13 protein-coding genes are annotated in these 12,384 nt (G+C 63.4%); 7 read left to right on the top strand and 6 right to left on the bottom strand.

What is annotated here, in order from left to right; translation table 11 throughout:
- Positions 1-27 precede the first annotated feature (27 nt).
- Both C8K44_RS21410 and C8K44_RS21405 read left to right on the top strand, forming a co-directional pair.
- Positions 28-549 (top strand): gamma-glutamylcyclotransferase, encoded by a 522-nt coding sequence (locus C8K44_RS21410; RefSeq protein WP_109577803.1) that lies wholly within the window; start codon positions 28-30, stop codon positions 547-549.
- A 74-nt stretch (positions 550-623) separates the two neighbouring features.
- The gene (locus tag C8K44_RS21405; RefSeq protein ID WP_109577802.1) at positions 624-1,682 is read left to right on the top strand and encodes a trifunctional transcriptional activator/DNA repair protein Ada/methylated-DNA--[protein]-cysteine S-methyltransferase; all 1,059 of its coding nucleotides are present in this window, start codon (positions 624-626) and stop codon (positions 1,680-1,682) included.
- Here the strand turns inward: C8K44_RS21405 and C8K44_RS21400 are convergent.
- From C8K44_RS21400 to ftsE, 4 genes are all read right to left on the bottom strand, one after another.
- Positions 1,669-2,457: a 1-acyl-sn-glycerol-3-phosphate acyltransferase gene (locus C8K44_RS21400; protein WP_109577801.1), complete on the bottom strand. Its 789-nt coding sequence runs from the start codon at positions 2,455-2,457 to the stop codon at positions 1,669-1,671. The two genes, C8K44_RS21405 and C8K44_RS21400, sit on opposite strands and share 14 nt — an antisense overlap.
- A 103-nt stretch (positions 2,458-2,560) precedes the next feature.
- A complete protein-coding gene (locus C8K44_RS21395) occupies positions 2,561-3,169 on the bottom strand; it encodes a YdcF family protein (protein ID WP_245417582.1) in 609 nt (202 codons plus the stop codon).
- 185 nt (positions 3,170-3,354) lie between these two features.
- A complete protein-coding gene (locus tag C8K44_RS21390; protein ID WP_199227166.1) occupies positions 3,355-4,371 on the bottom strand; it encodes an ABC transporter permease in 1,017 nt (338 codons plus the stop codon).
- Positions 4,364-5,023 (bottom strand): cell division ATP-binding protein FtsE, encoded by a 660-nt coding sequence (ftsE, locus tag C8K44_RS21385; RefSeq protein ID WP_109577799.1) that lies wholly within the window; start codon positions 5,021-5,023, stop codon positions 4,364-4,366. The genes C8K44_RS21390 and ftsE overlap by 8 nt, the downstream gene beginning before the upstream one ends.
- A 238-nt stretch (positions 5,024-5,261) precedes the next feature.
- Between ftsE and C8K44_RS21380 the strand changes: the two genes are divergently transcribed.
- From C8K44_RS21380 to C8K44_RS21370, 3 genes are all read left to right on the top strand, one after another.
- The gene (locus C8K44_RS21380) at positions 5,262-5,858 is read left to right on the top strand and encodes a hypothetical protein (RefSeq protein WP_245417579.1); all 597 of its coding nucleotides are present in this window, start codon (positions 5,262-5,264) and stop codon (positions 5,856-5,858) included.
- Between the two features lie 9 nt (positions 5,859-5,867).
- Positions 5,868-6,410 (top strand): hypoxanthine phosphoribosyltransferase, encoded by a 543-nt coding sequence (hpt, locus tag C8K44_RS21375; protein ID WP_109577797.1) that lies wholly within the window; start codon positions 5,868-5,870, stop codon positions 6,408-6,410.
- A gap of 68 nt (positions 6,411-6,478) precedes the next feature.
- Positions 6,479-6,880 carry a response regulator gene (locus C8K44_RS21370; protein WP_199227165.1) on the top strand — a complete coding sequence of 134 codons (402 nt, stop codon included), beginning with the start codon at positions 6,479-6,481 and terminating at the stop codon, positions 6,878-6,880.
- Here C8K44_RS21370 and C8K44_RS21365 read toward each other — a convergent pair.
- Entirely contained in the window at positions 6,847-7,791 is a 945-nt protein-coding gene (locus C8K44_RS21365) for a DMT family transporter (RefSeq protein ID WP_109577795.1), read from the bottom strand. The genes C8K44_RS21370 and C8K44_RS21365 overlap by 34 nt on opposite strands.
- 286 nt (positions 7,792-8,077) lie before the next feature.
- On the opposite strand from C8K44_RS21365, the gene C8K44_RS21360 reads away from it, so the two are divergent.
- Entirely contained in the window at positions 8,078-8,938 is an 861-nt protein-coding gene (locus tag C8K44_RS21360) for a LysR substrate-binding domain-containing protein (protein ID WP_109577794.1), read from the top strand.
- A 95-nt stretch (positions 8,939-9,033) separates the two neighbouring features.
- Positions 9,034-9,660, top strand: a complete 627-nt coding sequence (locus C8K44_RS21355) for a glutathione S-transferase family protein (protein ID WP_109577793.1) — start codon at positions 9,034-9,036, stop codon at positions 9,658-9,660.
- A 34-nt stretch (positions 9,661-9,694) separates the two neighbouring features.
- Here the strand turns inward: C8K44_RS21355 and C8K44_RS21350 are convergent, their stop codons facing one another.
- On the bottom strand, positions 9,695-12,295 hold the full coding sequence (locus C8K44_RS21350; protein ID WP_109577792.1) for a TIGR02302 family protein: 2,601 nt from the start codon (positions 12,293-12,295) through the stop codon (positions 9,695-9,697).
- Positions 12,296-12,384: the final 89 nt, after the last annotated feature.

Raw genomic sequence — 12,384 nt, 5'->3', positions numbered from 1 at the left:
CCGCGAAACACCAACAGGCTTGGCGATATGGGCGATTTTTGGGTTTTTGGCTATGGCTCGCTGATGTGGCGGCCGGGTTTCGCTCATATCGAGACGCGGCGTGCCCGCCTGATGGGCTTTCGCCGCTCGCTATGCATTCGCTCGTTTGTGCATCGCGGAACCGAACAGAGGCCGGGGCTGGTGCTCGGCCTCGACCGTGGCGGCTCATGCGTCGGCCTTGCTTTCCGCGTGCCTGCTGACCTTGGCGACGAGGTCTTGGCCTATCTGCGCGAGCGTGAGCTTGTCACCAGCGTCTATCTAGAACGCACGCTGCGCATCCGGCTCGATGACGGCAATGTTGCCGAAGCTGTTTGCTACATCGCTGACCGCAGCCACGTCCAATATGCCGGGAAGCTCGACGCGGTCCATGCCGCTGAAATTGTCACAGGAGCGGTCGGCCAATCCGGCCGCAACGAGGACTATGTGGCAAGCACGGTCGAGCATCTGCGCGCGCTCGGCATACGCGACCACTGGCTGGAAGAGGTAGCGCGGTTGGTCAGCCACCAATGAAGCGCTCTCAGCAGCGAAAAATACATGCGCGATTTTCGGCGGTGCCCCGTGCGGACTCGCGCTAAGGATTGGCCATGCTTTTCCAACGCCCTGACGACGACACGCTCTACGATGCCCTTCTCGCGCGCGACGCTGGGTATGACGGCTTTGCCTATGTCGGCGTCAGAACGACGGGCATCTTCTGCCGGCTCACCTGCGCTGCGCGAAAACCCAAGCGCGAGAACGTGCAGTTCTTCGACACGACCGCCGAATGTCTGCATGCCGGTTTTCGCCCCTGCCAGCGCTGCCGGCCGATGACGGGCACCGGCGAGCCGGAACCGCTTGTCGCAACGCTCGTCGATGCGCTTGATCGCGAGCCGGAGCGGCGGTGGCTGGAAACCGACGTCATCGCCATGGGCTTCGATGCTTCCACCGTGAGGCGTGCCTTCAAGAAGCGCTTCGGCATGAGCTTTCTCGAAATGGCGCGGTTGCGGCGCCTCGGACAGGCGACCGAGCGCCTGGCATCGGGCGACAGCGTCATCGACACGCAGATCGAAGCAGGGTTCGATTCCGGCAGCGGTTTTCGCGCCGCGATCACCAGGATGCTTGGCGAAGCGCCGGCCAGGCTGCGCGGCAAGACCATGCTCAAGGCAGACTGGGTCGAAACCCCGATCGGCCCAATGATTGCGATCGCCGACGCGCATGCGCTGCACATCCTCGAATTTCTGGAACGCAAGGCGTTGGCGACCGAAGTGGCCAAACTGCAGGCAGTGACCGGTTCGGCCATCGTCTTCGGTCGCGCCGCACCCATCGACCAGATATCAGCCGAACTCGCCGGCTATTTCGAGGGAAGATCCTCGAGCTTTTCGACCCGGCTTGCGCCGCAGGGCTCGGCCTTCGAGCGAAAGGTCTGGGATGGGCTGCGGCAGATTCCGGTAGGTACAACTGCCACTTATTCAGGCCTCGCTGCCGATATCGGCAATCCCCCTGCCATGCGGGCCGTCGGACGGGCGAACGGCGCCAACCCGATCGCTATCGTCATTCCCTGCCATCGAGTGATCGGTACAAGCGGCGATCTCACCGGCTATGGCGGCGGCCTTTGGCGCAAGCGCTGGCTGCTCGAGCATGAGCGGCGGATGGCTAGCGGACGCTAACGCCCAATTCCTTCAGCCGCTTGACCGCCGAAGGCGGCATGTCCGGCGGGTTGGCTGACGTGGCAACCTCGATCAGGAACGCGTCGCAAGCAGCCTCGGTCTCGGCGACCAGGCGCTTCATGAACTCTTCCTTGTCCAGGCCTGCGGGAATCGGCGGCAGGAAACGCGCCTTGATGGTGCCGGGAAAGCGCAGGAACTTGCGGCGCGGCCAGTACAGGCCAGCAACATGGGCGACTGGCACGACCGGCAGGTTGAGGGCCGAATAAAGTTCGGCGATGCCCCATTTATAGGCCGGCTCGGCTCCCGGCGCGCGGCGTGTGCCCTCGGGATAGATGATCAGCTGGCGGTCGTTCTGCATCTCCTTGCGAGTGGCAATGACCACGGCCTTGAGCGCCACCGAGCGCTTGCCGCGATTGACCGGGATCATCTTCATCTTGGCGACATACCAGCCGAACACCGGGATCCACATCAGTTCGCGCTTGAGGATGTAGAGCGGGTCGCGCAGGTAGGGGAAAAAGGCGATCGCGTCCCAGAACGACTGGTGCTTGGGTGCCAGGATGAACGAGCCCTCGGGCAAATTCTCCTGTCCGGTAATCTCGCTTTTTGTCCCAGCGATCTTGTCCTGCAGCCACAGGCTGCTCCGCGCCCAGAATTTAGGCACGAACCAGGCGCGATGGCGCGGCGACAGGAAGTAGTAGGGCGTCCACAGGATCATCTGGACGACCAGGCTGACATAGAAGACGAAGTTGAATGCCAGCGAGCGGATATAGAGCATTGTTGAGAAGCGCCTGAGGACGGATTTTGCCGTTGGTTACACCAAGCCGTCCAAAAAGGAAAACGGTGCGTAGCTGCTGCAGTGCCTTTAGGGCAGGGGGCGCCTATTCGTCCGCCTGGGCCTGCGCAACAAGCTCGCCATCAGACGAAGGCTTGACGGGCACGATGCCTCGCGCCAGCGCCAGAAGGTACTTGTTGTACTCGGTGAACAGCACGCGCAATGCCTCGGGCTTGGTCAGCCAGCTGCCGTCGTCGAGCTTGGAGTTGACGACCGGATAAGGCTCCAGGTTGGCATGGCGCAGCAGCCGGCCCATTTCCAGCAGGCTGCGGGGCATGTGATAGTTGTTTGTTACCAGAATGACGCGCTGATAGGCGTGGCTCTCGACCCATTTGGCGCTCTCTTCGGCATTGCCGATGGTGTCGAGCGCGGCGCGGTCGATGTCGACGCGGCTGAACAGGGACTTGTCGCTTCGGGTGGCCAGTTGCAGTTGCCGGCGCGTGGCCGCAGGATGCACGCCGCTGATCAAAAGACGTTCGCCCTTGCCTGCCTTCAGCAGGTCGAGCGCGGCGTCCAGCCGCGCTTGGCCGCCGGTCAAGACGATGATGGCGTCTGCCCGGGCAGGATCTGCAGGCGTGCTCAGGCCGCTGACGTGAGTCGCAAAAAGCGCGAAGCCGCCGGTGAAGATGAAGGCTGCGGCAACCAGGATGAACAGTATGCGGCGCAAAAAGATCGTTCTCCGGCGCGGTTTGCGCCCGGCAGGGTAGAATTCGGTTCCTGAAACTGTCCCCGGCGCTGCGAGCACGTTCTGTCCCATCACTAACTCATGGTTAAGCAGGGAATGCGGCTTTTGGAGAGCCCAATTATGCACATTCGGTGACAAATTGACATCATCCGTGATTACATCCCGTCCGGCTGATGCGTGTCGATGTCACCGAGATAGTTGACGACGGTGAAATGCGAGGTTGCGGCGGTCAGCGCCCCGATCACCGCGACGATGACGGCGACGCCTAGATAACCGTTGGCGCCGATGGCGAAGTTGCCGAACAGCGCTGTCGCCTGGTCGGCTTCCGGCGTCGCAAGATTGCGCGAAGACCACCAGGAAAAGACGATGAAGACGATGACCGCCGCAACGCCACCGGCTGCCGCACCCTTCATGCCGGTCAAAAGGAAGTGGCGGCGGAACTCGCGGGCGATGAAGCCAGCCTCCGCGCCGACGAAGTGCAGCACCTCGATGATGTGGCCGTTGCCGGCCATGGCACCACGTGTTGCAAACACCACCGACAAGACGGTCGCGGCCAGCATCAGCACCAGGACGCCGGTACCGATGGTGACGGTGGTGCGCGCCATCGCCACCAGCCGGTCGACCCAGGTGCGATGGTCGTCAAGCGTGGCGGTTGGCACTTTTGGGGTGATCGCCTGGCGCATCGCGGCAAAATCAGGCGGGCTGTTTTCGTCGATGGTCACGATCACCAGCCGCGGCACCGGCAACTCATCGATGTTGAGCCCCGAGCCGAGCCAAGGCTCGAGCAGACGCGCAGTGGCTTGGCGGTCCACGACCTTCGTCGCGCGCACGCCGGCAAATTCGCCGGCGATGCGGGCGGCGGTCTCCAGCGCCGCCTCCATATCGAGGCCGTCGGCCGGCTTGATCTGGATCGTTGCCTCGCGCGAAATCTGGTTTTCCCAGACCGACGCCGTATCGCGTACCAGCGTGACCGCGCCGAGCGTCAGGCACGACAGGAAGGTCATTATGGCGATGACCAGCACCAGCGCGCGGCCGGCCACATTCTGCGACGGCACGATGGGGGCCGTCTTGCGCTGCGTTCGTGGCGGCGGCTGCTGCTGCAACGGCGTATCTTCGAACTCGTCTTCGAAGTCTTCGTCGTGAGCGCGGGCGTCGGCGGGGGCTTCAGTCATAGATGTCGAGCTTTCCGCCGGCGAGAATCATGCGCCGGGCGTCGACCTGGTCCATCAGCCCGAGGTCGTGGGTAGCGATCACCACGGCGGTGCCGAGGCGATTAAGCTCGATGAACAGGCGCAGCAGGCGCCGCGCGAGTGGCGGATCGACATTGCCGGTCGGCTCGTCGGCCAAAAGCACCTCGGGCTGCTCGATCAGTGCGCGGGCAATAGCTGCGCGCTGCTTTTCGCCACCAGACAGTACCGGCGGCAAAACGTGCATGCGCTCGCCCAGTCCGACCCATTTCAGCAGCTCGGTGACGTCGGTTCGGTAGCTTGATTCCTCGCGCCCGCGCACGCGCAGCGGCAGCGAGACGTTCTCATAGGTGGTCATGTGGTCGAGCAGGCGAAAATCCTGGAACACGATGCCGATACGCCTGCGCATCAGCGGCAGTTCGGTGCGCGAGATACGGGAGCGGTCCTTGCCGAAGACGCTGATTAGCCCGCGCGTCGGTTTGAGCGACAGGAAAAGCAGGCGCAGCAAGGTGGTCTTGCCCGCGCCGGAAGGCCCGCTCAGAAACTGGAACGAGCGCTCGGGAATGTGGAAGGAGATGTCACGCAGGATCTCCGGTCCCATTCCGTATCTGAGGCCGACATTCTCGAAGCGGATCACGTGCTGCAGACCTTGAACTTGCGAATCCACGGAGATTCATCGGGACCCTGGCTGCCCGTTTCTACGAAACGACCATGGGTCCGCATGGTTAATGGACGGTTAAATTTCCGTCCGGGATGGGACCTGAAAGCCCCTCGATGGCGAAGCATTAACCATTTCCGTTTACCCCCTCTCGGCAAAATGTCTAAGGGGTCTGATGGCTGAGCAGCGGAAAGCACGCCCGGTTTCCGGCGAAATAATGACCGCGGAAGGCCGCGACACATTCGCCCAGCAGTCGTGCGTGGCCCAAGCCGACATCATCGACGCCGATTTCGAGGTCGTGGCACCGTCGCACACTCCAGGCGAATCACCTGCCGACCAGCCCGTTTTCGCCAGGTATGCAGCGGATGCGGGCGGAATGGAGATGCTGCGATCCGCTTGCATGGCTGGCGTCAAGCCTCGCGGGCGTGGCGGTCCTGTTCTTTGGGTTGCCGGTATCTCCTTGGCGGCAATGGTTTTCTGGGTTTCGGGTGGGCATGCCATCGTGCGCGCGGCAGGCTTTCCGCCGTCCTGGCAGGCACGGCAACTGCAGATAACCGATGTCATTTCGCGCATCGACAGCTCCGGCCACAAGCCTGTTTTGCTCGTTGATGGCGCAGCGTTCAACGACGGTAGAAGCCCCGTATCCTTGCCGCCGATCGATATTGCAGTGGTCGGAAATGACGGCAAAATCCTGCGCTACAGGCTGGGGACAGGGGCCGCCGCGGTGGCTCCGGGCGCAAGATGGGCCTTTTCGAGCCGGCTCGACGTGCCTATGAACGGGATAAAGACCGTCACGGTCGCTTTCTCGGAATAGGATACTGTCATGCCAGTCGTGCGCGACAAGGAAATCGAAGTGCTGTTCTCCGCCTCGGCGATCGCTCGGCGCAATCTCGAGCTCGCCAAGGACATTGCGGCACACGAATACACCGACCTCCTGGTCATCTCGGTGCTCAAGGGCTCGTTCATCTTCGCCGCCGATCTCATCCGGGCGATGCACGATGTCGGACTGTCGCCGGAAGTCGAGTTCATCTTCATCTCCAGCTATGGCGCGGGCACGACCAGCGGCGAGGTCCGCGTGCTGCGCGACATCGACAACGAGGTCGCAGGCCGCGACGTGCTGTTGATCGACGACATTCTGGAGTCGGGCAAGACGCTGAAGTTCACTCGTGAGCTGATGATGTCGCGCGGCGCCAAGAGTTGCTCGATCGCCGTGCTGCTTGACAAGCGCATGCGCCGCAAGACCGATCTCAATGCCGATTATGTCGGTTTCGATTGCCCGGACTATTTTGTCGTCGGCTACGGCATGGACGTGGCGCACGCCTTCCGCGAACTGCCTTTCGTCGGGGTGGTCAAAGGCGAAGCCTAATTTTTTTTTGATGGCTTGCGTCTTCGACTTTCAGAAATCGTCAACCAGTCGCGGCAAATATCGCGGCCATGGCAAAACTTCTGATCGTTGAGGACGACGAGTCCGTCCGCACCCTCGCTGCCCGCGCGCTCGAACGCGCTGGCCATAGTGTCGATGTCGCCTTCGACGGCGCGCATGGGCTCGACTGCATCCACGCCGAACTCGGCATCTATGACCTTGTTGTCTCCGATATCCGGATGCCGGAGATGGATGGCATCGAGATGGCGCAGGCGGCAGCCCGTTCCTATCCCGGCCTGCCGATCCTATTGATGACCGGCTATGCCGACCAGCGCGAGCGTGCCGAGGAACTCGACGCCATCATCATCGATGTCGTGCAGAAGCCCTTCACGCTGGCCGACATCCGCGACCGCGTCTCGCTGGCGCTGGCAAAGACGAATCAGTCGATGGCTGCACTCGCCGGCGCAGCCTGACGCGCTCTTGCGCCGGCGTTCAGCGCGAAGATGCCGGCGCCCACGATCAGCAGCGCCCCGACAACGGTGCCGCTGTCGGGGATTTCTGCGAAGAACAGGAAGCCCCAGAGCGGTGCCCATAGCAGGCCGGTGTATTCGAACGTCGCTGCCTTGTTGGCCGGTGCCAGCCTGTAGGCTTGGCCAAGCAACACCATGCCGACCGCTGCAATCACGCCGCAGGCACCCATCATCAGGAAGTCGCCCAGGCTTGGCCAGACCCACGGCCGCATCAGGAAGTCGAGGCTTGGGTGGCCGGTCTTGTGGAAGCCGGTGGCGGAGAAGATCGCCGATATGGCTACTGCGCCGATGAGATAGGCGGCGTTCTGGTAGAAGGCCATGGTTGTGGCGCTCTCGGCGACGCCGATCTTGCGCGCCATCAGTTGCGAGAAACCGTAGAGGAACGCCGAGACCAGCGACAGCAGTGCCGCCCATTCGAAGATACCAGCCCCCGGACTGACCATGACGATCACGCCGAGCAAGCCGACGGCGCCCGCGGCAAGGCTTTGCCAAGGCACCCGTTCGCCGAGATAAGGGCCGGCCATGGTCATGATCAGCAGCGGCGCCAGGAAAAACAGCGCGGCCGCATCGGCGATAGGCAGGGCAGGGATCGCCAGATAGTAGGCGCAGTAGGAAATGAACAGGATCGAAGAGCGCGTGGCGAGGAAACGCCAGTTGGGCGAGGCGAGCGCTGCCAGGCCGACATCGCGATGCACCATCACAAGCAGGATCGGCAGCGCCACCATGGCGCGAATCAGCAGCGCTTCGCTCACCGGATAGGTTCCGGCAACGGCCTTGATCAGCGCGTCCTGGATCGAAAACACCAGCACGCCAAGGCAAAGGCACAAGATGCCGAGAAGTGTTCTGTTGGGCATGGTGTCCGTGTGGCTGTCGTATGAGATCTTGGGGTCAGTTCTATCTTGGGTCGGGGCCGGGCGAGAGCGCTTGTCGCGCCGTCCTGTTGGGCCAGTGGTTCGGCCAAAAAAATACCCGCCGGCAATGTTGCGGCGGGTGAAAGTAAGGACGGTACTACCAGTCCGTAGCCGCATCTGACGGCCACCTTCCAATGGGTAGCCGACTATTCATCGGCGTTTGACACGATGCAAACGAATTGGAATTATGACAGCGATTAGATTTTTTGATGACTGATGGTGCACGGCCATGAGCGCCCGTCTCGACAGCGAGTTGCTGCGTACCTTCCTGGCGGTGGCCGAGACCGGCAACTTTACCCGCGCGGCCGGGACAGTCGGGCGTACGCAGTCGGCAATCAGCATGCAGATGAAGCGGCTCGAAGAGATTGTCGGGGACAGCCTTTTCGAGCGCGGCGCCAGAGGCGTCTCGCTCACCGAACGCGGTGCCGATCTCGTCGGCAATGCCCGCCGCATCGTCGCTTTGCTTGAGGAAACGGAGTCGTCGATGCGGACGCCGCCGCTCGGCGGACCGGTTCGGATCGGCCTGCCGGAAGAGTACGGGCAGCCCGTCCTGTCGCGCGCGCTGGGGGCTTTTGCGAAGCGTCACTCTCAGGTCGAGGTAACCGTCCGGTTCGGCTATTCGGTCTCCCAACTGGCGGCGCTCGTGGCTGGAGAGCTTGATCTGGCCGTGGTCTTCGAGTGGCAAAAGTCATCGGGCGTTGAAGTGCTGATGAACGATCCCACCGTCTGGGTGACCTCCATCCATCATCACCTGCACCTCGAACGGCCGCTGCCGATCGCCATGTACACGCGCCATGGGTGGACTCGAGAATATGCGCTCCGCTCGCTCGAACGGCGCGGGATCGACTATCGGTTCGCCTACACCAGCGACACCACCAACGGACTTTCCCTTGCCGTCACCGCCGGTCTGGCGCTGGCGCCCATGGCGCGTAGCAACATACCCGAAGACTGCCGCGAGCTGACGGAAGCCGAAGGCTTCGGGCAGATCGATACCAGCAGGGTCGTGATGCACCGCAATCCGCGTGCCAACAGCGAAGCCGTCCACGCGATGGCCGACGCCATCCGCGATGCCTTTCATCAGCGGCGCTGATCTCGAGGCTGATTGGACTCCTTGCCAATCCTGCTGACAAAATGGTGTCAGGAGGGGTGGTGCTATCCGAGGGTATCCAAACGAGGAGGAAGCCGATGATCACCTTTTACCACGCGCCCTGGTCGCGCGCGTCCAACATGCTGTGGCTGCTGGAGGAGCTTGGAACGCCCTACCAGATCGAGAGGGTCGACATCCGTGCGCCTGGCGGGGTATCGGAAGACTATCGCTCGATCCAGCCCAACAAGAAGGTGCCGGCGATAGACCATGACGGCGTCGTGGTCACCGAGCGCGCGGCGATCTGCACCTATCTCTGCGACGCCTTTCCCGAAGCAGGGCTCGCGCCCGCCATCGGCGACAAGATGCGCGCGCCTTATCTGACCTGGCTCGTTTATGCCGATTCGGTGTTCGATCCCGTCCTGGCGGCAAAGGCGCATGGCCACGAATTCATGGGCAGCGGTTATTCCTATGGCTCGTTCAGCGAGATGGTCGCCAATATCGAAAAAACACTGTCGTCGCGGCCCCACATTGCAGGCGACCGCTTCACGGCGGCCGACACGCAGATGGGCGGTGGCATCAACTTCGGCATGCGTGTGCTGAAGACATTGCCCGAGAAGCCGGTCTTCCTCGAATATGTCGAAAGGCTTGCGGCGAGGCCGGCGTTCCAGCGGGCGACCGAGAAGGATTTCGAGATGGCGCAAGCGGCGGGCATGGTTACGGGCTGAGGCCGGGAGCCCCGGACAGGCGCGCCGCTGATAGCTACTTCAGCTCCAGCAGGCGCTCGAGATAACTCCGCTCCAGCTCGGGACTCAGCGCGTTGCCGAGCCGCTTGCGGATGGCGTCGAGGATCTGGCGCGCGCGCTGCACGTCGATCTCGTCCGGCACCTTCACCGAATTGCCGAAGTCGGGACCGGTGGTGGCGCGCGGTCGGCCGAGCGGGTCGCGGTCGGCGTTCTGCTGGCGGCCACCTTCGCCGTTGCCGCCCTGGTCGCCCTGCATGGCCTGCATCTGTTGCATCATGTCCTGGGCGCCCTTGCGCAATGCTTCCAGCGCCCGGCCCTGATGCCCGACGGCGCGGTCGCCTTCGCCCTTGCCGAGCGCGCCTTCGGCCTGGTTCATCGACTCGCCAGCTTCACCAAAACCCTGTCCCGGCTTGATGCCCATGCCCTCGAGGCCCTTCATCAGCGCCTCAAGGTCCTTTTCCAGCTGGCCCTGGCCTTCCTGCAACTGCTTCAGCGCGTCGGCGAATTCCTGCGGGGTCATCGACTTGCCCTGCCGGCCCTGGCCCTGCTGGTCTTGGCCTTGCTGTCCAGAGCGATCCTGCTGGCCGGGGTCGCGATTGTCGCCAAAGGGGTCGGACTGTTCGTCGCCGGGCTGCTGCCCGCGCTGCATCTGGTCGAGGCGGAATGTCTCGTTCATCGTCTCCTGCTGGCGCCGCATGATCTCGCCAAGCTTGTCCATCTGCTGGCGCATCTGGGAGTTCTGCTGGCCCTGCTGGCCTTGCTGCGGCCGCCCTGCCTGAAGATTGTTCATCATGTCCTGAAGCTGGGACAGAAGCTCCTTGGCCTGGTCGCGGTTGCCCGACTTGGCCAGGTTCTCGATCTGGTCGAGCATGCGTTGCAAGTCGCTCTGCCGCAGCTCCTGACCTTGTTGTGACTGCGCCGACTGCTGGTTCTGCTGGGCGCGTTGGGCGAATTCGCGCAGGAACGAGTCCATTGCCGAGCGCAGTTCGGCCATCAGCTTGTCGATCTCTTCGTCGCTGGCACCGCGCTCCAACGCGTCCTGCAAGGCCTGTTGCGCCTGGCGCAGGCGCTTTTCCGCCGCCGAAAGGTTGCCGTCCTCGATGCCGAGCGCGACCTGCCAGAGATAGCTGACCACCTCGCGCAACTGGTCGTCGGATCCGGCCATCTTGAGGCGGGTGCGGGCGCTCATCAAGGCGAGATAATGCGAGAGATTGTCGATCGTGTCTTCCGGGCGCAGCGTGATCGCATCCATCAGGTCAAGCACGCGCGGCTTGACGTTGGCGTCGAGCGCCAGCAGCCGCCGCTGTTCGATCACTGCCCGGGCAAGCGGGTTGGCAAACGGCCTTTCGGGCATGATGAACGTCTTGGTTTCGCTTTCGGCTTCCTGGCCGGCATCGTCCACCGCATGCAGCGTGAGTTTCACGGGCGCTCCAGCCCAGACGTGTTCCGTCAGGTCCCGCGTGGCCTTGACCGGCTTCTTGGCCGCGCCGCGACGGGGCAGCGTCAGTGGCATTTCAGGGGCGCCATAGAGCGGGCGGGCGTTTGGCGACTGGACTTCTTCCAGGGCGAATTCGCCCTTGGCGGACGCCGCGCCATAGTCGTCTTCGATGTTGTAGTTGAGTTCCAGCGTGCCATTGACCGCGCGCTTTGGCTCGCCGACGAAGCTGATCGTCGGCGGGTTGTCCGGAATGACGGTAAAGCCCCAGCTGTCGAGCTCGTCGCCGTCGGACTTCAGCGTCATCCTGCCTTCGGCAACCAGCTTGTCGGAAAACTGCCTGACGGTGGCGGCCGGGCCGGTCGCGGCGGGCCTGGCGGGATCGGCTGCCGGTCCCATTGGCGCGATGTCGCGCGCAGCACCCGATGCGTCGGTGAAGGCAAGCGTTTCCTCACCTGAACCGCCGGTGACGCGCAGCGACAGTTCGCTGCCCTCGGGCACGCTGATGACGGGCATATCGGGGCTGGCATCGGCGGCCAGGAAGATCGGTGCCTTGCCGGTATAGGTCGGCGGCGTCACCCAGGCGTCGATGCGCGGGGCAACCGCGTCGCGTGTAGCATGCGCTTTGAACGCATCGCCGAGGCGGCCGCCCATGGGGCCGAAAGAGAAGGCAAAGGCGCAGACAAACAGCAGCGCCGCCGCCGCGCGCAGCGCCCATGGGTCGCGTTCCGGAACGCGGGTCTGTGGCAGGTCGCCGCCAAGCGTGCCCAGCCTCTCGGCCATGCGCTTCTGGTGCTCGCGCCACAGGGCATCGGCAAAATGGTCAGGCTTTCCCGAGGGGCGGTCGGTCTGGGCCTGTACAGGCGTGTGGAGAAGCTCGTTGGCCCGTTCGAGGCGGCTGTCGATCGCGGCCCATGACGGCAGGCGGAAAAAACGAAGCGGATAAAGCGAGGCCAGCCCGGCGAGCCCAAAGGCAACCGTCAGCGCAAGCCGCGCCATGTCGGGCATCAGCCGGAACAGGCCGAGCCAGGACAGGGAGACAAAAAGGCTTGCGACAATGACCAGAGGCAGCACCAGCGGCCAGCCGCGCTCGACGATCATCGCAGCGCCGATGGCCAGGCGTGTCCTGCCCAGGCTGGCGTTGATGTCGCGATGCAGCGCTGATCTGGTTTGTTCCGTCATCGGCCCTTCCGCTTGGGTGGCGCGGGATGCGGCCCACCTGCCTATGGCAGAATACCATCAATCACGGCGAAGGCGAGGCGGCCAACGCA

Origin of the sequence: Aminobacter sp. AP02 (assembly GCF_003148805.1) — a bacterium.
In the GTDB taxonomy this organism is placed as follows: domain Bacteria; phylum Pseudomonadota; class Alphaproteobacteria; order Rhizobiales; family Rhizobiaceae; genus Aminobacter.
The sequence above is the reverse complement of the archived record's forward strand: the minus strand, read 5'-3'. Positions and strand labels throughout refer to the sequence as shown.